The organism is Actinopolymorpha sp. B17G11, from assembly GCF_040196095.1.
Lineage (GTDB): Bacteria > Actinomycetota > Actinomycetes > Propionibacteriales > Actinopolymorphaceae > Thermasporomyces.
This window is the reverse complement of the sequence record NZ_JBEFTW010000007.1, coordinates 1-19,399: the sequence shown is the minus strand read 5'-3', so window position 1 is coordinate 19,399 and position 19,399 is coordinate 1. Positions and strand designations below refer to the sequence as shown.

The window sequence follows — 19,399 nt, the reverse complement described above, 5'->3', positions numbered from 1 at the left end:
GCGCCCGTGACACGTCGTACCGGCTTGCCGACTCGGCGCGCGTGCGCCGTGCCCGCGGCGGTAGCCTCGGGCAGCAGGACACCCTGAGGAGGTGACGGGTTCCATGGGCCGTCCGGGCCTGCTGTACCGCATCTACCAGCGACGCCTGATGGCGTCGATTGCCGCCGACCGGGTGCCGAGGCACATCGCGGTGATGATCGACGGCAACCGCCGGTGGGCCCGCGCGTCCGGCAGCCATGTCTCGAGCGGTCACCAGGCCGGTGCCGACAAGATCCCGGAGTTCCTCGGCTGGTGTGAGGAACTCGGCGTCGACGTCGTGACGATCTACATGCTCTCGACCGACAACCTGTCCCGGCCGCCGGAGGAGCTCGAACCCCTCCTCACGATCATCGAACGCATCGTCGAGGAACTGGCCGCAACCGGCCGGTGGCGGCTGCACCCGGTGGGAGCGTCCGACCTGTTGCCGACTTCGGTCGCGAGCCGGCTCAAACGCGCCGTTGAACGCACGGCAAATGTTTCGGGAATGCTCGTCAACGTCGCCGTCGGTTACGGCGGCCGGCAGGAACTCGCCGATGCCGTGCGTTCGTTGTTGCACGAGCAGGCGAGCCGGGGCACGACACTGGAGGAGTTGGCGGAGCTGCTCGATGTCGAGCACATCTCCGAACACCTTTACACCAAAGGGCAACCGGATCCCGACCTGATTATTCGTACGTCCGGCGAACAACGCCTGTCCGGCTTTTTGTTGTGGCAGAGTGCGCACAGCGAGTTCTATTTCTGTGAAGCACTCTGGCCGGATTTCCGCAAGGTCGACTTTCTCCGGGCGATTCGTGCCTACGCAGCGCGTAACCGTCGTTACGGGCTCTGAACTCCCAGTTAACCTGCCTGTTTGCGTGTCCCTCTGTTCGCGGGGGCCAACCCCACGTATTTTCGATCCTGACGGTCGGAGAGACCCCGGCTGTTCGGGAGGCCCATCGATGCGTGCGCAGTCGTCCTCCTCCCGCCGCGAGGCGGGGAAGGGTACGCATGGTGAACGTGGCCACGGGTTGGGTTCTGCCAACTCTCGGCCGCGTCGCGAGAGGGCCGGCACCCGGCCCTGCGGCTTGGTCCCGGTCCACCATCTCGACAGGCGAGGGCCGGGCGCTGGTGCGCGCCGCTGGCCCGAAGGGGACGCACGTGGCTGCATCGAAGCCGAACGCGACCGTGGGTGCGAGCAAGTCGAGCGCCCGCTCAGCTGCCGGACACAAGCCCGCGACCGCGACCGCAGGGGCGACCCGGGACGGCGGTGTCGGAAAGGGTCCGACCGGCGCGCGTACCTACGTCGTCGACACCAGCGTTCTCCTCGCCGATCCCCATGCGCTCAAGCGGTTCGACGAACACGATGTGGTCATACCGGTCGTCGTCGTCAGCGAACTGGAGGGCAAACGGCATCACCCTGAGCTCGGCTACTTCGCTCGCACCGCGCTGCGCCTGCTGGACGAGCTGCGCGTCCTGCACGGCCGGCTCGACGAGCCGGTGCCGGTCGGCGCGGCGGGGGGCACGCTGCGGGTCGAGCTGAACCACACCGATCCGGAGTTGCTGCCGCCCGACCTGCGGGGTGGAGGCGTGCCCGGTGGTAGGTACGGCCGCGTCCCTGACAACGACACCCGGATCCTGGCCGTGGCGCGCAACCTTGCCGCTGAGGGATGCGATGTCGTCCTCGTCTCCAAGGACCTTCCGCTGCGGGTCAAGGCGTCCGCGCTGGGCCTGACGGCCGAGGAGTACCGCGCCGAGATTCCGGCCGTCACCGGCTGGACCGGGATGATGGAGGCGGATCTCACCGCCGCCGACGTCGACCGGCTGTACGCAGACGGCACGATCGACCTCGAGGTCGCGCGTGACCTGCCATGTCACACCGGCCTTGTCCTGCTCTCCGAACGTGGCAGCGCCCTGGGCAGGGTGACGCCCGACAAGCAGGTACGCCTGGTCCGCGGTGACCGCGAGGCGTTCGGCCTGCATGGTCGTTCGGCCGAACAACGCGTCGCGCTGGAGCTGTTACTCGACACCGACATCGGCATCGTGAGCCTCGGCGGCCGGGCCGGAACCGGCAAGTCCGCGCTCGCTCTGTGCGCAGGGCTCGAGGCCGTGATGGAACGCCGGCAACACCGCAAGGTCGTCGTCTTCCGGCCGTTGTACGCCGTCGGAGGACAGGACCTCGGGTACCTCCCCGGCAGCGAGGCGGAGAAGATGCAGCCGTGGGCGCAGGCGGTGTTCGACACCCTCGGCGCTGTGGCCAGCGCGGATGTGGTCGAGGAGGTCATCGACCGGGGAATGCTCGAGGTGCTCCCGTTGACCCACATCCGGGGACGGTCGCTGCACGACTCGTTCGTCGTGGTTGATGAGGCGCAGTCACTGGAACGCAACGTGCTCCTCACGGTATTGTCGCGCATTGGTTCCGGCTCGCGGGTCGTCCTTACCCACGACGTGGGTCAGCGCGACAACCTGCGGGTCGGTCGCCATGACGGTGTCGTTGCAGTTGTCGAGAAGCTCAAGGGGCACCCGTTGTTCGCGCACGTGACGTTGAACCGTTCGGAGCGGTCGCCGATCGCCGCACTTGTCACCGAGATGCTCGAGGACATCTCGCTGTGACCGCGGCCAGGTGTGTCACGATGACGCGCCGGGCATCCCCAACAAGTAACACAAAGTTGCAGCACTGCTACGTTGTGCGTGCAGCAGGGGCAAGTCGGGCTCACGTCGCGCGACCGAACGGTCCGCGAATGGCGTCTGGAGGCAGCTGTGGCTAGCTATTCGGCTAGGCATAAGGCACCGCCCAAACACAAGGCACGAGGGCGACTGTTCGCTTCGGCGTCCCGTGGCTCGTCAGCCACGCCGACGCCACCACCCAGCCGGGGCGGCAAGCGCATCGCCTCCCCGTCGCCGGGTCCCTCCTCCTCGCCGTCGTCCCTGGTGTCCCAGCCGTCCTCGCCGGTGCCGCGGTCGGCCTCCCCGGTGCCGCGGTCGGCCTCCCCGGTGTCCCGGTCGTCCTCCTCGGTGTCTCGGTCGTCCTCCTCGGTCTCGCGGTCGTCTTCGCCGGCGTCCCGGTCGCCTTCCCCGGTCTCGCCGCCGCCCTCCCGGGTCTCCGGCTTCGCGGTCACCCGACCCGGCACCACCGCGCAGGCTCGTCCAGGTGGTCCCCGCACGGTGCCGTCGGTCGCCTGGCCAGGGGGGCTTCCCGGTTCGCGTACACCACGTGCGGGCGCTCCGACGCCCTCTCCTGCCGCACCCTCTGCTGTCGCGCCAGCAACCGGCGCACCCGCACCTGTCGCGCCACCCGCGGCCGCGCCATCTCCCGCCGTGGCCGTACCGCGGTGGCAGGTGGCCGCCCGATCGCCGGTGGCTCGCCCTATGGCCGCCCCCGTGCCCGCCCGGGCCGGGGCGCAGGTGGCGACCAAATCGGCGACCAGGTCGGGCGGGATCAAGGCAGGCCTGGCCAAGGCGGCCTCCGGACCGGCGGCCCGGGCCGTGTCCCGTTCGGCGGCGAAGCCCAAGGCCAGGTCGGCGAGCAAGCTCGCCACCAGAGCTGCGAGCAGGCGCCCGTCGCGCCTGAGCCCGACCTTCGCGGCGATGACGGCGGCCAGCATCGGAGTGACCGGCGCGGTCGGTGGCGGCGTACTCATCAGCAGCGACCAGTTCGGGCCCCGCAACACGCTGGTCCTGTCCGACGTCGGCAACTCGGGCATCCTCGGGGCCAAGAAGGCTCCGAAGCGGACCGCCTCACCCACGGCGACCCCGCGCGCCTCCAGGACGGTCACACCGACACCCACGGCCACCGAGGCGGCGACACCGGCCACCGGGCAGGCTGTCCTCGACCGCACCGCGATCGAGCGCATCCGGGCCGAGGAACGTGCCTCCCGCGCCCGTGAACGCCTGGCACTCAGCGACCCGAAGGCGATCGCCTCGGGGATGATGGGCGACTTCGGCTGGGACTCGTCGCAGTTCTCCTGTCTCGAGACGCTGTGGGAGCACGAGAGCGGGTGGAACCCCAGCGCCACCAATCCGAGCTCTGGCGCCTACGGCATCCCGCAGGCGTTGCCAGGCGAGAAGATGGCCGCCTATGGCGACGACTGGCGGACGAATCCGGCCACCCAGATCAAATGGGGCATGAACTACATCGCCGACCGCTACTCGACTCCGTGTGGTGCGTGGTCGTTCTGGCAGGCCAACAACTGGTACTGACCAGGCTTCGACAGCACGAGTTCTGACGGAGTACACCGACAGGGTGCCCATGGTGTTCGCCGCCTGGGCATTCTCTTTTTCCTCCTCGACGCCGCCGCAAGATCTCTCGCGAGACGCCACCAGACGTGGTTTACTTGCGGCTCCGAAAGATCGACCACCCAGCCGAGGTGGCGCAGCGTGTGGTTCCGCGGTCCCTCTGGGCCGTCCGCACGGGCCGGAAGAGACGAGGCAAACGGGGAGGCGTAGTGCACGACGCAGCCGACCGTGGACGACGGCAAGCGGGTCCGAGCGCGAGGCGTTCCACCAGGCGTCGTGCCGGCGCGGTTCTCGCCTCGGCGGCGCTGATCGCCAGTGCGGCGTTGGCCGGGTGTGGCAGCGAGTCCGATGTGCCGGCGCTGACGTGGTACATCAACCCGGACAACGGTACGCAGCAGAAGCTCGCCGCCGAGTGCACACAGGCCGCCGATGGACGTTACGAGGTCAGGACGGCCCTGCTGCCGCGGGAGTCCACCGGACAGCGTGAGCAACTCGTCCGCCGGCTCGCCGCGAGCGACTCGGGCATCGACCTGATGAGCCTTGACGTTCCCTACCTCGCGGAGTTCGCCAACGCGGGATTCGTCCGCAAGTTCACGGGCGAGGAGCGCGAGCGGCTGACCCGAGGGATGTTGCAGGGGCCGTTGGAGTCCGCGCAGTGGCAGGGCGATCTCTTCGCCGTTCCGTTCAACACCAACACCCAGCTGCTCTGGTACCACAAATCCGTTGCCCGCAAGGCCGGGCTCGACGTTGGCCCGAATTCCGCCGTCACCTGGGATCAGGTGATCAGTGCCGCCGAGGACACCGACACGACCGTCCAGGTGCAGGCGTCGCGGTACGAGGGCTACACCGTGCTGATCAACTCGCTGGTGGCCTCGGCAGGTGGCGAGATCCTGAAGAATCCCGAAGCGGGCAAGGACGTCACGCCGGCGTTGAACTCCGCCGCGGGTCGGGAGGCGGCCCAGGTCGTCCGGACTCTCGCGAGGTCGAAGGCCGCACCGGCCGACATCAGCAACTCCAACGAGGGGACCGCGCAGGCGGGTTTCCTTGCCGCGAACGGTGGCTTCATGACCAACTGGCCGTTCGTCTACACCGCTGAGACCAGCATGCTCACCGACCTCGAAGGTCAGCTCGAGTCGGCGAAGTCCGAAGCGGACAAGGAAAAACTTCGTCAGGCGGTCGAGGACCAGGAAGCCCGGATCGACGACCTCGGGTGGGCCCGGTGGCCGGCGGTCGTCGAGGGTGAGCCCAGCGCACCGCCGTTGGGTGGCATCGATCTCGCCGTGGGTGCGTTCTCCGAGCACCCGGAGCTCGCGGTCGACGCGGTGGAGTGCCTGACCTCGCCCGAGAGCCAGCAGACCTACATGCTGGGCGAGGGACTGCTCGCCACAGTCGAGTCGGTGTACACCGATCCCGCGATCAGGAAGGCGTTCCCGATGGCCGAACTCCTGCGTGAGTCGGTGGACGAGGCGGCGCCCCGGCCCGTCACTCCGTACTACCCGGACATCACCGCCACCATCCAGCGCACGTGGCATCCGCCGGCGGGATTGAACGCACAGACGCCCGCCCGGTCGGCAGACCTGATCGTCGCCGTCCTCCAAGACAACGAGTTGAGCTAGGGGGTCCGAGGTCTGATGACAACGGTCGAGTCCACGGCCGCTCCGACCGTCCAGCGGCCCAAGGTGACCGAGCGAGCTCGCCACGAGCAGCGGTTGGGTTGGTACCTCTGCCTGCCGGCGTTCGTCGTGATGCTCGCGGTGACCGCCTATCCGATGCTGCAGGCGGTCTGGTTGTCCTTGCAGAGTTACCGGATCACCGACCCGCAGTCGCGGCGGTTCGTGTGGTTCGACAACTACGCGGTGATCCTGACCGACGGTCTGTGGTGGCGCGATGTCGGTGTCACGGTGTTGATCACCGTGATCACGGTCGCGGTCGAGTTGGTGATCGGGTTCGCGTTTGCGATGGTGATGCACCGGATCATCTTCGGACGCGGCATCGTGCGTACGTCGATTCTCGTTCCGTACGGCATCATCACCGTGGTGTCGGCCTTCGCGTGGAAGTTCGCGTTCGCGCCGGACTCGGGATTCATCAACGGCTGGTTCGGCCTGGAGAACTACGACTTCTTCGCGCAGTTCTGGTCCTCGATCGCGGCCATCTCGCTGTCGGAGATCTGGAAGACCACACCGTTCATGTCGCTTCTACTGCTGGCCGGTCTGGCGCAGGTGCCGGAGGAGTTGCAGGAGGCCGCGAAGGTCGACGGCGCCACCTGGTGGCAGCGGCTGTGGAAGGTGACGATCCCGAACATGAAGGCGGCCATCATGGTCGCACTGCTGTTCCGGACCCTTGATGCGTACCGGATCTTCGACAACGTGTTCGTGATGACCAATGGCGCACAGGGCACCGAAACGGTGTCCTTCCTGGCCTATCGGGAGATGATCACCCGTACCGCTGTGGGCCTCGGCTCGGCGGTGTCGGTGTTGCTGTTCCTGTCCGTGGTCCTGATCGCCGTTGTCTTCATCAAGGTGTTCCGGACCGACCTGTCCCAGGTGAGGGGTGATCGGTGATGAAGGGGCGGCTCACCGCCGGATGGGTTGTCGCCGGGCTGGGTGTCATCGTCTACACCCTCTTTCCGGTGGGCTGGATCCTCTCCCTGTCGATGAAGAAGGGGGAGGATGTCCAGAACCAGCAGTTCTTCCCGAGCGCCTGGTCGCTGGACAACTACCGGACCGTCTTCGAGTCAGGACTGTTCACTTCTGCCCTGCGTAACTCGATCGGGATCTCGTTGATCTCCACGGTGTTGTCGGTGACATTCGCGACGCTGGCGGCCTACGCGATCGCGCGGCTGGACTTTTCTGGCAAGAAGCTCATCCTGTCGATGGCGCTGGCGATCGCGATGTTCCCCACGATCTCGCTGGTGCCGCCGCTGTTCGACATGTGGCGCAGCATCGGTCTCTACGACACGTGGATCGGGTTGATCATCCCGTACATGTCGTTCACGTTGCCGTTGTCGATCTGGGTGCTGACGGCGTTCTTCCGGGAGATTCCCTGGGAGCTCGAGCAGGCCGCCCAGGTCGACGGCGCGACCCAGTGGCAGGCGTTCCGCAAGGTGATCGTGCCGCTGGCCGCGCCGGGTGTGTTCACGGCGGCGATCCTGACCTTCTTCTTCGCGTGGAACGACTTCGTCTTCGGCATCTCGCTCACGGCGTCCGACGCGGCGAGACCGGTGCCGGCGGCGCTGGCCTTCTTCACCGGTGAGTCGTTCTTCGAACAACCCACGGCCGCCATCGCCGCGGCGGCCGTTGTCGTCACGATCCCGGTGATCGTGCTCGTCCTTCTCTTCCAGCGCAAGATCGTTGCCGGGTTGACCTCCGGCGCGGTGAAGGGCTGATAAGTTCCATCCCCCGGAGGGTCTCACACCATGGCAGCCATCGAGTTGAAGAACCTCGTCAAGCGCTACGGCGACGGCTTCCCCGCCGTCAATGACGTCAGCCTTGACATCGCCGACGGCGAGTTCATGATCCTCGTCGGCCCGTCCGGCTGCGGGAAGTCCACCCTGCTCCGGATGATCGTCGGCCTCGAGGACATCACCTCCGGTGACCTCACCATCGGCGGTCAGCGAGTGAACGAGAAGGCACCCCGCGACCGCAATCTCGCGATGGTGTTCCAGAACTACGCGCTCTACCCGCACCTCACCGTCTTCGAGAACATCGCGTTCCCCCTGCGGCTGGCGAAGCTGCCCGAGACCGAGATCACGGCGAAGGTCGAACACGCCGCGGAACTGCTGGAGCTGAAGGAACACCTGCAGCGCAAGCCGAGCCAGCTCTCCGGTGGCCAGCGGCAGCGGGTGGCGATGGGCCGGGCGATCGTGCGTGAGGCCGAGGCGTTCCTGTTCGACGAGCCGCTGTCCAACCTCGACGCGAAACTGCGTGGCCAGATGCGTACGGAGATCTCCCGCCTGCAACGCCGGCTCGGCATCACGACGGTCTACGTCACCCATGACCAGACCGAGGCGATGACCCTCGGCGACCGGGTTTCGGTGCTGCGCAAGGGGATCCTGCAGCAGTGTGCGACTCCGCGCGAGCTCTATGAGCACCCGGTCAACCTTTTCGTCGCCGGCTTCATCGGCGCGCCGCCGATGAACCTCCTGCCCGCCACCGTCGAGAACGGCCAGGTGTCGCTGCCGTTCTGCACGGTCCCCGTGCCGGCGGGGGTCAGCGCCGCCGACATCGACGGCAAGCTTCTGGTCGCCGGCGTCCGGCCCGAGTTCTTCGAGGACGCGGCCTACGTCGATGCGGCCAAGCGCGACCGTGGCCAGACCTTCTCCGCGACCGTCGACGTCACCGAGTGGCTCGGCAACGAGCAGTACGCCTATGTGCCGTACGAATCGCCGGCCGAGATCCGTTCCCAGATCGACGCGCTCGCCGAAGAGCTCGACATGGAAGCGATGCGGCCCCAACTCATCGTCTCGCTCGACCCGGCCAGCCAGGTCGCGGAAGGTGAGGAGGCCGAGTTCTGGGTCGACGTGTCGCGCATGCACCTCTTCGACCCCCACACCGGCGCCAACCTTTCCACCACGTCGACGACCGCCCCCAGCGCGTCCTAGGCGCGTTCGATGCGGCCGGGGTGGGACCGTTCCCGGCCGCATCTCGGGCTCAGATGACCTCGAAGTTGGCCATCATCGCCATGTCCTCGTGTTCGAGGTTGTGGCAGTGGAAGGCGTACCGGCCGCGGTAACCTCCGAAGCGCACCGCGATCTCCGCCGTCTGGACGGCGCCCAGATCGAGGGTGTCCTTCCACGCCACCGGGTCCTCGGCTCGCTCACCGTCGATCGAGAGCACCTGGAAATGCGCGAGGTGCAGGTGGATCGGGTGGGCGGCGTCGGTGGTGAGACGCCAGATCTCGGTGGCACCGAGCCGGGGCCTCGCGTCCATCCGTGCCGGGTCGAACGGCTTGCCGTTGATGCGCCACCCGGTGTGCCCGTGGACCTCGCCCGATTCGAACCTGAAGTCGCGGGTGACGCGCGCCCGCGCCGGATCCAGGCGTTCGACCTGGGACAGCCGCGAAGGGACAGCGGTGTCGTCCGCCTCCTCGCCGGTGACCCGGAACCGCATCACCTGGCCGGCAGGGCCGTCGCCGGCGACGTTGGCCAGGACGACCGTCGCGCCGACCGGGTACGCCGAGAAGTCGATGATGACGTCGGCGCGTTCACCTGAGGCGAGGGCGATCTCGGTGCGCGGCCATGGGCGCTCCAGAAGCCCGCCGTCGGTGCCGATCTGGACGATCCGTGCTTCGCCGCGTAACTCGTCGCTGCTCAGCTCCGCACCGTCGCGCGAGCGAGGAACGAGGCGCAGCACGTAGCGCCGGGCGTTCGACGCGTTGAGGGCCCGGAATCGGTACCGGCTGCGGGAGACCTCGAGTTCGGGCCACGGTGCACCATTGACGAGGACGACGTCGCCGAGGACACCTCCGCCGTAGGCCTTCATGACGCCGGGCTGTTCACGGAACTCAGCGTCCAGTGCCGGATACAGCAACGTCCCGTCCTCCGCGAACGATCGGTCACTGATCAACAGCGGCACGTCCTTGTCGCCGCGCGGCAGGGGCAGTGCGTCCTCCTCGTCATCGCGGACCACGCAGAAGCCCGCGAGACCTCGCCACACAGCAGGGCCGGTGAAGTCCATCCGATGGTCGTGGTACCACAACGTGGCGGCTCGCTGGTCGAGCGGATACTCATACGTACGTACGCCACGAACGACGTCGGCACGCTCGTCGGTCATGTGCGAGGCGGATGATGCGAAGCCACCCCGTGCCGGCAGGAGGAGGTCGGTGGGATAACCGTCACTGGCCGGCGGGGTCCGTCCGCCGTGCAGGTGGGTGACAGCGGGGACGGACAGGTCGTTGCGCTGTCGTACGACGATCCTCCGGCCACTGCGGGCCTCGATCGTCGGCCCGGGAAACTGCCCGGCGTACCCCCAGATCGGCGTTCGCAGCCCGGGAATGATCTCCTGCTCCGCGACCCGCAGCGGCAGGTCGTAGTAGTCGGTCGTCGCGTCCGTGCGGACCGGCTTGAGTGTCGCCACCCTCGGGAGCGGGGTGGCGAAGGGCCGCGGCAGTGGCGCGGCGCTGGGGAGTAACCGGGGGTCAGGCGTGTTCGTCGGCAGCGCGGAGCAGCCAGCGGCCGCGGTGAGCCCGGCCGTGGCGCCGGCCGCCGCGAGCGCGCCACCGCCGAGCAGTCGGAGCGCCTGCCGTCTACTCAGTCCGGGCGCGGTCACGGCTGCCCACCGCTCGCCGGAGTTGAAGTCTTCGCGGGGCCGGACTGCTGGTTGGATGCTGCATCCGGTGCTTGGCCAGGCGCCGCATCCGGTGCCCGATCTGGCGCTCGACCCTGTGCTTGGTCGGGCGCTCGACCCACCGGCGCGGACCACAGCTGGCGGGTGAGCATGAGGAGACCGCCGAACATCAGGACGCCGAACGGCACATGCAGGGCCTTGTTGTGCGTCTCACCCAGCATGGCCTGGACGAGTACGCCGACGAGAATGCCGATGCTCGGCCCGAGGAGTCGGGCGGTCCCGCGGCCGGGGCGCCAGTGGAGGATCGCGACGACCACCTGCACCAGGCCGATCAGTACGAGAAGAATCGCGCCCAGGCCGTGCACTCCGCGAACGTTCGGCGTACCCGACAGAAGCAGCCCTGCGGTGATGGCCTGCGCCAGGATGATCGCGGCCTGGACGGTGACGAGGATCCGGAGGGTCCGGAAGGTCGTGAGCCGCCAGGCGGCTGCCCGACCTGTGGACGCCGGAGTCGTGGTGGGAGGACCGGCAGTTGGTACCGGTTGCGCTGGTTCCATGCCGCTCAGCCTTCCGGCTCCTGGGCAGGGGTCGCGTCGGTCGGCAGACGGCTTTCTGCGTACGTCCTGGGACGTAGGTCAGAGCGCGGCGAGGTCGTCCGGGAGCGTAGCCGCGTGGGCGTCGAGCCACCGGCCGATGTGGACGCCGGTAGCGAGCCGGAGTCGCACCTCGTCGAGGTGGGACTGCCCCAGCCGCCAGCGCCCGGCTCGCCAGACGATGGTTCCGAGCACCCGCAGGCGCACCAGGTCGGGAAAGGCCGCGCGTTCTCCCGAGGTGAGGGGAATGTGGCGGACGAATCCACGGTAGAAGGCGCTCGCCCGCTGCCCTTCGTCGGCGCTCCACCATCCGCCTGCAGCCTGGGCGACACCCGTGACGACCTCGTTGACGGCGACGTCGAGTCCGGCGATCTCGAAGTCGAGGATGGCGGCCGGTCGACCGTCGTCATCGACCACCAGGTTGGACATCGCGAAGTCGCCGTGGACGATCCGGACGGGAAGCGTACGACACAACTCCGCATACCTGCCGGCGGTCGGGCCGGCATGCCTGCGAAGCCACTCGACGCCGTCGGTCTCCGGCACCGCGCGGGCGAGTTCGTCGGCCAGGTCGTCCAGGTCGGTGACCGCGGGATGCATCCGGTCGAGTGGATGCATCCGCCAGTCGATGGGTGCGAGCGCCGCCGGCAACTCGGCGAGGGCAAGGCCCAGGAGCGCGAGTGCCTCGCCGGCGTACTCGAGTTCGGCCAGACTGTCGCCGTCTGCGGTGCGTCCGGGGAGGTAGCGAAACAGGGCCGCGAAGCCGTCCGGCGTCTCGACGTAGGTCCGTCCCTCGGGCGTCGGGATCGGTTGCGGAACGGCGAACGGCAGTCCGGCGCCGGCGAGAGCGTCGAGCAGTCGGTGCTCGGCGGCGATCCGCTTCTGGCTGAGGTTCTGGTAGATCCGCAGGACGTACGACGAAGCGCCGACATCGACGATCAGGACGACGTTGTTGGTGCCGCCGTCGGCTCGTCGTACTTCCGTGGGGGACGGGAGGCGCCAGGCGTCGAGGAGACGAGCGCCAGTGAGGAGGCGACCGTCAGTGAGGAGACGCCCGTCCGTGAGGAGACGCCTGGCGATTGCCGCCGTGCCCAGGTCGGCGGGATCAGGACCCGTCGTGGCGGGGGGCCGGTCACGTGGTTCCATGATCATGAAGGCTTCCGGGCGGATATGACGACAGATCCTTCATGATCACGATCATGATCACGGGAGGTCGGAGGTGAGGGTGGGCGGGTGGTCGGTTGATCACGGGAGGTGGGGGGTGAAGGTTGGCGGGAGGCTGGGGAGCGGCCAGTCCGGATCAGGGCGCCAGCGTTCCCAGCCGTCGCAGAAGGGCGGCTCCCATGCGGCGACACTGCGCTCGACCTCGTCCGCGGCCTCCTCGATCTGAGCGGCGACCTCGGCGTCGAACCGCCCGACTTCGACAGCGGCGGCGAACTCGTCCTCGTCCTTGCGTACGACCCGGCGGTCCGGGTGGACGACGAGATCGAGGACGTGATCGCGGGTGTAGACGTTCTCCTTGTCGCGGACGTGGATCTGCTCGAGGTTGACGTACCACTCGCGGTGCCCGCCCTCGTCGTCCCAGAACACCCAGACCGACCACGGGACGCCGGTAGGCGCGATCTTGAGGATGCCGGTGCCGTGCCAGACGTCGCGCTTGCTCGCGCGTGGGGTGGTGAACCGGGCGGGACCGATCGGCACGGAGCGGATGTCATTCCCGTTGGCCAGGACGGACTTGAGGACGGGCGTCCGCGGGGCCAGCCAGGCGACCAGCCCGACGGCGTCATCGCGCACCACCCGCATCGGTCGAACCGCCCGCCCGTATCGCCAGCAGATGACCGTGCCCGGCTCCCAGTACGGCGGTTCACCCGACGGCCGGAGGTCGGCGGGAGGGATGGGTACGTCGGACGGATGCCTGTGCGTGCTCATCGTCGGACAACTTACCGGTCCGCCCGGCCCGCTCGACTTCAGCGGCTCACCAGGTCGAGCGGGCTCACCGTGATGGCGTACGGCACGGCCGTGGTGAAGGTCTCCTGCCCCGCGACGACGGCGAGGTCGTGGTAGGTCCCGCCGCGCAGTTCCATGGCAGTGAGGGAGGGCTCGTCCGGGTCGATCACCCAGTACGCCGGGCAGCCGGCACGTTGGAGGCGTTCCCGCTTGAGGAGCAGGTCGATGCCCCGCGTGCTGTCGGAGAGCACCTCCACGGCGAGAGCAGGAACTGCCGGCAGGTTCCTGTCCGTGAGGTCCGCCGTCCGGGCGACGAGGACGTCGGGCTGCACATCTTTGTCCACAGGGCCGGGGCCGGTGCGGCCGCCTGCACCCTCAGGGGTGGGTCATGGACAGCACGTCGAGTGCCGCGTCGAGTTGGTCTTCGGTGAGGTCGCCCCGCTCCACATAACCCTGCTCCAGCACGACCTGCCTGATGGTCTTGCGTTCCGTCAAGGCGGTCTTGACAACGCGCGCGGCGTTCTCGTAACCGATGTAGCGGTTGAGCGGCGTCACGATGGACGGCGAGGACTCGGCGTACTCACGGCAGCGGTCGAGGTTCGCCGTGATGCCGGCAACGAGGCGATCGGCGAAGAGCACGCTGATGTTGGAGAGCAGCCGGATCGACTCCAGCAGGTTGCGGGCGATCACCGGCAGCATGACGTTGAGCTCGAAGTCACCCTGCGAGCCACCGAACGCCACCGCCGCGTCGTTGCCGATCACCTGCGCGACGACCTGGCGCGCGGCCTCGCAGATCACCGGGTTCACCTTGCCAGGCATGATGCTCGACCCCGGCTGAAGGTCCGGCAGCGCGATCTCGCCGAGGCCGGCGCGGGGCCCGGACCCCATCCACCGGATGTCGTTGGCGGCCTTGTAGAGCCCGAGCGCGACGGTACGCAGCTGGCCGGACAGCTCGACGAGCGAGTCCTGCGCGCCCTGCGCCTCGAAGTGGTTGCGGGCTTCGGTGAGGGGCAGCCCGGTCGCGGCGACGAGTTCCTCGATCACCTTGGCGGCAAAGCCAGGCGGGGTGTTGATGCCGGTGCCGACCGCGGTGCCGCCGAGCGCCAGCTCCCCCACCCGGGGCAGGGTCGCCTGCACGCGCTCGATGCCGTAACGGATCTGCGCGGCGTAGCCGCCGAACTCCTGGCCGAGGGTGACCGGCGTCGCGTCCATCAGATGCGTACGCCCGGACTTCACCACGGAAGAGAACTCCGCCGCCTTCGCCTCGAACGCCTCCGCCAGATGAGCGAGGGCGGGCAGCAGGTCCTCGACGACGGCGTACGTCGCGGCGATGTGGATGGACGACGGGAAGACGTCGTTGCTCGACTGCGAGGCGTTGACATGGTCGTTCGGGTGCACCGGCTGGCCGAGCGCCTCGGTGGCGAGCGAGGCGAGAACCTCGTTGGTGTTCATGTTGCTCGACGTGCCCGAGCCGGTCTGGAACACGTCGATCGGGAAGTGGTCGTCGTGGACGCCGGAGGCGACCAGCGCGGCGGCCCCCTGGATCGCCTTCGCGATGTCGGGGTCGAGCACCCCCAGCTCGGCGTTGACCTTGGCCGCGGAACCCTTGATGAGCGCGAGCGCGCGGATGTGGTGGCTTTCCAGCGTGGCGCCGGAGATGGGAAAGTTCTCGACCGCACGCTGGGTCTGCGCGCGCCACTTGGCGTGGACGGGCACGCGGACCTCGCCCATCGTGTCGTGTTCGATGCGGTAATCCTGCTGCTCGACCATGGACCCGACTCTATTCCGCGTCCGACCGTCGGGATGTGGTGAGGTTACCGGTGTGACGAAAGCCTCGCGGTGGCTCACGACCCGGCAGGCGGCCGACCTGCTCGGCGTGAAGCCGGAGACGGTGTACGCCTACGTGAGCCGGGGCGCGCTGACCCGGCAGCGCGGCGAGGACCGGCGTTCGTCCCGGTTCGACCGGATCGAGGTCGAACGCCTGGCGGCCCGCCACCGCCGCGGTGGCCGGGCGGGAGCGCTCGAGGTGGTGATCGACACCGAGCTGACGATGCTCGACCCCGTGGGCGCGCTGTACTACCGGGGCCACGACGCGATCGAGTTGGCGCGTACGACGCACTTCGAGGACGTCGCCGAGCTGCTCTGGGATGTCGCACCGGCAAAGGTTGGGCGGCGGCGCGAGGGCGACTGGCAGGCGCGGGCGGCGGCGGTCCGGGTGGCCCGGCAGGCACAGAACGCCCTTCCGGCGTCGGCCCGTCCCATCGACCGGATGCGGGTCATCGTCGCGGCGCTCGCGGCGTGTGATCCACTGCGGGACGACCGCAGACCCGAGGCCGTGGTGGCGGCGACGCGGGGGCTGATCGCCGCGACGGTCGACGCGCTGCCGGAGCGCACGCCGGCGCAGGGGTCGTCGATCGCCTCCCGGCTGTGGTCGCGGCTGTCCGACCGCCCGGCGAGGCGCGGCGAGATCAGGGCGCTCGACGCCGCGCTGGTCCTGCTGGCCGACCACGAACTCCCCGCCTCGACGCTCGCCGCCCGGGTCGCGGCCTCCGTGTGGGCCGATCCGTACCTCGTCGTGCTGACCGGACTTGCGACGGGGGGAGGGGTTCTGCATGCGGCGAGCGTGACCACGGTGGAGACGCTGGTGCGCGAGGCCGCCGAGGGCGGTCCGTCGGGCGTCGCCCAGCTCGTCGGTGACCGGCTCCGGGGTGGCGAGCGACTGCCGGGGTTCGGCCACGCCGTCTACACCGGACGCGATCCGCGCGCCGACGCGCTGCTCGACCTGGTGCGACGTGCGGGCCCGAAGGGCGCGGTCGACGCATCCGTCGCGGAGCTCCTGGCCCTCGCCGGCCGGTACGACGGACCGGCGCCGAACGTCGACTTCGGCCTGGGCACGTACGTTGTCAAGGCTGGGTTGACACCGGGTTCCGGTGAGGCGATCTTCCTGTTGGCGCGCGTCGCGGGGATGATCGCCCATGCGCTGGAGGAGTACCCGCACCGCCTGCGATTCCGGCCGCGTGCGCTGTATACCGGGCCAGCACCGAAGTGATCGGGCTTGCGTGATCATGCCGCAGGCCCGCGAACTCGCGGGCCAGGCCGGCTCCGCCGCCCGCCCCGACTGCCGCGAACCATGGCAGGGACAACGCCGTACTTGGGGTGCGGCCAACCAGCCGCCATGTCATTCGCACAGCCACGACGAAAGGACCTCCGATGCTTCGGCGTACGACGTTGGTCATGGCGCTCGCTGTTGGCGCGCTCGCGACCGGGCTCGCCGTCACCGTTCCTGACAAGGGCACCCCCCTCAACCTGGTCGCCGCACGGGACGGTCAGCTGACGCCCGTCAAGCCCACCACGTTCACTGTTGTCACACCCGGTAAGGCGATATCCCCCAGGACGAGCCCGGTGGCTCCGGTCAAGGTTGGCAGGTTCGTCACCACCCCGCCACGGCCCGCGACGCCTGTCAAGGTCGGTCAGTTCAAGACGATCCAGCTGAGGGAGATCACTCCGACGCAGGCGAGAAGGGCCCGAGTCGTCCCGAACCTGCTCGGTCAGCTCAAGCAGATCCCCATCACCCATCAGGTTCCCACGGGCACCTGTGCCATCAGCGGTGGTGGCGGACTCTTCAACAATCCTTATGACTTCGACGTCTCTGGCACCGCGTGGTACCGGACCGTGCCCGGGTCACCCGGCTTCTACGAGTGGTTCCAGTTCGCGTACAAACTCGACGGACTGGGGGTCGGCACCGGCGACCACAGCAATGCGAGCATCCGTATGCACGAAGCGGGAACGCCGAAGTTCGAGAACGTCTCGCCCAATGACCGGCGACTGGGAATGTGGTACTACGTCACACCCACCTCTCCGGTCTACACCAGGACGACCAGTTCGGTGAACCTCGAGTTCACCGGCACGTTCGACCGGTCCAGGCGGGACGACCCCAGCTGCACCGCACGCACCGGCAGGCTGTGAGCGACACCAGAAGAAACCAGTAGACCGAACCGGAGGCGGCCAGCGGTCGCCTCCGGTTCGCGTGCGTGGGAAGGGACAATCGTCGGCGGCCGCATCCACTGGAGCGGCCCAGCTGGCAGCCGGCCAGGGAACCAAGGCCGGATGCATCCTGCTCAGGCGGAGGCGGGGACGGGCTGTGGGGGCGGCGGGCCCACGTAACGCGCGCCAGGGCGGATGATCTTGCGCTCCCGGGCCTGTTCGAGGATGTGGGCGCACCAGCCGATCACCCGGCTGGACGCGAACGTCGGAGTGAACATCTCCCGCGGAAGCCCACAGTCTTCCATCACGACGCCTGCGTAGAACTCGACATTGGTGTACAGCCCGCGTTCGGGCTTGAGCTCTGCCAGGAGATCGAGCACGCGCGCTTCGACCTCGACCGCGAAATCCACGCGCTGCCCGCCCAGCTGGTGTGCGGTCTCACGCAGCAGCCGTGACCGCGGATCCTCCGTGCGATAGACCGCGTGTCCGAATCCCATGATGCGTTCGCCACTTGTGATCTGCTCGCGGAGGTAGGAGTCGATGCGTTCCGGCGTACCGATCGCGTCGAGCAGGTCCAGCGCGCGGCTCGGCGCACCTCCATGCAGCGGACCGGACAGCGCGCCGACGGCACCGACCACACACGCCGCGACGTCGGCGCCGGTGGAGGCGATCACCCGGGCAGTGAACGTCGATGCGTTGAACCCGTGGTCGATGGTCGAGATGAGGTAGCGCTCGATCGCCCAGGCGTGCTGTTCGGAGGGCTCCTCGCCGGTGAGCATGAACAGGTAGTTCGCGGCGTACGACAGATCATCGCGTGGTGGGACCGGTTCCAGGTCCTTGCCGAGGCGGTGCTGGGCGGCGAGGAGGGTCGGCACCTGGGCGCAGATGCGCAACGCGTCGGCACGACGGGCGGGTTCGTCCAGGTCCCACAGCGGGCGGAGCCCGTCCGCGGCACCGGACAGCGACAGTGCGGTGCGCAACCCGTCGAGTGGTGCCGGGCGGGTGCGTGCGATGGCCGGCAATGCCGTACGCACGCCGCGAGAGAGGTGCCGCATCGGACGGACCTGGCGGACGAACTCCGCGCGTTGCTGGGCGTCCGGCAACTCTCCCTCGAACAACAGGTGCCACACATCTTCGACGGTGCGCTGCTCGGCCAACTCGACGGCGGAGTACTGCCGGTAGTGGTAGAAGCCCTCCTGTCCGCGGACGTCGCCGATCGTCGTGTCGGTGACCGCAACCCCGGAAAGGCCAGGTGGTACGACGATCGGTTCGCCGGGCTGGCGCGGCGGACTTCCCGTGGACGGCATCGCGGACCTCCCTCGTGGATACGACAGAGCGTCCGCCCGCGCTCAATACCTTGTCAATGTTGATCGCATCAACGTAATGACGGTCGTGCGCCTGGAGAGCCGGGTCCACGTGACGAGGCTCACGGCCAGGCGTCCGTCGCGTGAGTGTCGCTGGCGACGTAGAGGAAGTAGTCGAACCCGCGGCCTTCCCGGATGACCGGCCGGCGGATCTCCTCGCAGTAGCCGAAGGTCTGCTCCAGCCGGTTGCGGAGCACGGGCGAGCGCGTCGCCGACCAGGTGGCGAGCACTCCGCCCGGTCGCAAGGTGCGCTTGACGGTGGCGAGGAACCCGGACTCGTACACCTCTTCGTTGTCCAGGTGGACGAGGATGTCCGGCCCGTTGTCGATGTCGAGGGCGAGGATGTCGATGCTCGCCTCAGCGCGTTGCGGCAGCCAGCGCCGGATGTCCTCGACGTGCGTACGAACCCGAGGGTCGGCGAGGACGCCGTCCGTTGGTGGTATGAGGCCCGTGCGGATCCAGGAGACGACGGCCGGCTCGATCTCGACGACGTCGACGCGACCGACCTGGTCATGGGAGAGCAGTTCACGCACCGTGAAGCCGAGCCCGAGCCCCGCGGCGACGACGCTCAGGGAGTCTCTCGCGGGGTGCCGACCGGGCGCTGTGGGGGTTGCCACAGCGCGGAGAGCCGCGCTGGCGAGGAGACGTTCGGTCGTGGTCTCCAGGCTGTCCATGATGAAGATGCCGTTGGTGATCAGCTCCCACACCTCGCCGGCGTGGTCATCATGGCGCCGGCGCAGCACCACCGACCCGCGCGAGCTCTCCTCCCGCGCGATCGTCACCGGCCGGTCGTCGGCACTGTCTGGCAGGGGTCCACTGCCGTGCGTTGTTGCTGCCACGAACGCCACCCTAGGACTTCCGGATCACGGGTTGGGGTGACACCTGGCTCGGCCAGCCTGCGTGCGGGTGTGGGCCACGGGAGGCAGTCTCTGGATTGCTGAGATCTAGAGAGGGAGCCGTCCCGTGGCCCACGAGAACATTG

The 19,399-nt window shown here is 68.6% G+C and carries 18 protein-coding genes; 9 read left to right on the top strand and 9 right to left on the bottom strand.

Annotated elements, in window-relative coordinates; translation table 11 throughout:
* Nucleotides 1–103: 103 nt before the first annotated feature.
* On the top strand, nt 104–865 hold the full coding sequence (locus ABN028_RS09670; RefSeq protein ID WP_349331958.1) for an isoprenyl transferase: 762 nt from the start codon (nt 104–106) through the stop codon (nt 863–865).
* Between the two features lie 308 nt (nt 866–1,173).
* On the top strand, nt 1,174–2,625 hold the full coding sequence (gene phoH2, locus ABN028_RS09665; protein WP_349331933.1) for an RNA 5'-3' helicase PhoH2: 1,452 nt from the start codon (nt 1,174–1,176) through the stop codon (nt 2,623–2,625).
* A gap of 155 nt (nt 2,626–2,780) precedes the next feature.
* Here the strand turns inward: phoH2 and ABN028_RS09660 are convergent, their stop codons facing one another.
* The gene (locus ABN028_RS09660) at nt 2,781–3,617 is read right to left on the bottom strand and encodes a hypothetical protein (protein ID WP_349696357.1); all 837 of its coding nucleotides are present in this window, start codon (nt 3,615–3,617) and stop codon (nt 2,781–2,783) included.
* Between ABN028_RS09660 and ABN028_RS09655 the strand changes: the two genes are divergently transcribed.
* The 5 genes from ABN028_RS09655 to ABN028_RS09635 all read left to right on the top strand — a co-directional run bounded on the left by ABN028_RS09655 (nt 3,601) and on the right by ABN028_RS09635 (nt 8,848).
* Nucleotides 3,601–4,212: an aggregation-promoting factor C-terminal-like domain-containing protein gene (locus ABN028_RS09655; RefSeq protein ID WP_349696356.1), complete on the top strand. Its 612-nt coding sequence runs from the start codon at nt 3,601–3,603 to the stop codon at nt 4,210–4,212. The two genes, ABN028_RS09660 and ABN028_RS09655, sit on opposite strands and share 17 nt — an antisense overlap.
* A gap of 245 nt (nt 4,213–4,457) precedes the next feature.
* Nucleotides 4,458–5,864 (top strand): extracellular solute-binding protein, encoded by a 1,407-nt coding sequence (locus ABN028_RS09650; protein WP_349696355.1) that lies wholly within the window; start codon nt 4,458–4,460, stop codon nt 5,862–5,864.
* Between the two features lie 15 nt (nt 5,865–5,879).
* Nucleotides 5,880–6,809 (top strand): carbohydrate ABC transporter permease, encoded by a 930-nt coding sequence (locus ABN028_RS09645; RefSeq protein ID WP_349331937.1) that lies wholly within the window; start codon nt 5,880–5,882, stop codon nt 6,807–6,809.
* Complete coding sequence (locus tag ABN028_RS09640; protein WP_349331938.1) at nt 6,809–7,633, top strand: carbohydrate ABC transporter permease; 825 nt, start codon at nt 6,809–6,811, stop codon at nt 7,631–7,633. Before ABN028_RS09645 ends, ABN028_RS09640 begins: the two co-directional genes overlap by 1 nt.
* Before the next feature lie 30 nt (nt 7,634–7,663).
* Nucleotides 7,664–8,848, top strand: a complete 1,185-nt coding sequence (locus ABN028_RS09635; RefSeq protein ID WP_349696354.1) for an ABC transporter ATP-binding protein — start codon at nt 7,664–7,666, stop codon at nt 8,846–8,848.
* A gap of 49 nt (nt 8,849–8,897) precedes the next feature.
* Here the strand turns inward: ABN028_RS09635 and ABN028_RS09630 are convergent, their stop codons facing one another.
* The 6 genes from ABN028_RS09630 to ABN028_RS09605 all read right to left on the bottom strand — a co-directional run bounded on the left by ABN028_RS09630 (nt 8,898) and on the right by ABN028_RS09605 (nt 14,839).
* Nucleotides 8,898–10,514 carry a multicopper oxidase family protein gene (locus ABN028_RS09630; RefSeq protein ID WP_349696353.1) on the bottom strand — a complete coding sequence of 539 codons (1,617 nt, stop codon included), beginning with the start codon at nt 10,512–10,514 and terminating at the stop codon, nt 8,898–8,900.
* Nucleotides 10,511–11,089, bottom strand: a complete 579-nt coding sequence (locus ABN028_RS09625) for a hypothetical protein (RefSeq protein WP_349696352.1) — start codon at nt 11,087–11,089, stop codon at nt 10,511–10,513. Before ABN028_RS09625 ends, ABN028_RS09630 begins: the two co-directional genes overlap by 4 nt.
* Before the next feature lie 78 nt (nt 11,090–11,167).
* Entirely contained in the window at nt 11,168–12,268 is a 1,101-nt protein-coding gene (locus ABN028_RS09620) for a phosphotransferase enzyme family protein (RefSeq protein ID WP_349696351.1), read from the bottom strand.
* A gap of 99 nt (nt 12,269–12,367) precedes the next feature.
* Nucleotides 12,368–13,051, bottom strand: coding sequence for a DUF402 domain-containing protein (locus ABN028_RS09615; protein WP_349696350.1), 684 nt, complete (start codon nt 13,049–13,051; stop codon nt 12,368–12,370).
* A gap of 38 nt (nt 13,052–13,089) precedes the next feature.
* On the bottom strand, nt 13,090–13,401 hold the full coding sequence (locus ABN028_RS09610) for a Uma2 family endonuclease (protein ID WP_349696349.1): 312 nt from the start codon (nt 13,399–13,401) through the stop codon (nt 13,090–13,092).
* Between the two features lie 43 nt (nt 13,402–13,444).
* Nucleotides 13,445–14,839, bottom strand: coding sequence for a class II fumarate hydratase (locus tag ABN028_RS09605; protein ID WP_349696348.1), 1,395 nt, complete (start codon nt 14,837–14,839; stop codon nt 13,445–13,447).
* A 52-nt stretch (nt 14,840–14,891) separates the two neighbouring features.
* Here ABN028_RS09605 and ABN028_RS09600 point away from each other — a divergent pair, with 52 nt between their 5' ends.
* Complete coding sequence (locus tag ABN028_RS09600; protein WP_349696347.1) at nt 14,892–16,118, top strand: citrate synthase; 1,227 nt, start codon at nt 14,892–14,894, stop codon at nt 16,116–16,118.
* A gap of 185 nt (nt 16,119–16,303) precedes the next feature.
* Nucleotides 16,304–17,035, top strand: a complete 732-nt coding sequence (locus ABN028_RS09595) for a hypothetical protein (protein WP_349696346.1) — start codon at nt 16,304–16,306, stop codon at nt 17,033–17,035.
* Nucleotides 17,036–17,187: 152 nt separating this feature from the next.
* On the opposite strand, the gene ABN028_RS09590 is transcribed toward ABN028_RS09595, so the two are convergent.
* Both ABN028_RS09590 and ABN028_RS09585 read right to left on the bottom strand, forming a co-directional pair.
* Nucleotides 17,188–18,360 carry a citrate synthase gene (locus ABN028_RS09590; RefSeq protein ID WP_349696345.1) on the bottom strand — a complete coding sequence of 391 codons (1,173 nt, stop codon included), beginning with the start codon at nt 18,358–18,360 and terminating at the stop codon, nt 17,188–17,190.
* 119 nt (nt 18,361–18,479) lie between these two features.
* Nucleotides 18,480–19,256 (bottom strand): spermidine synthase, encoded by a 777-nt coding sequence (locus tag ABN028_RS09585; protein ID WP_349696344.1) that lies wholly within the window; start codon nt 19,254–19,256, stop codon nt 18,480–18,482.
* Between the last annotated feature and the right edge of the window lie 143 nt (nt 19,257–19,399).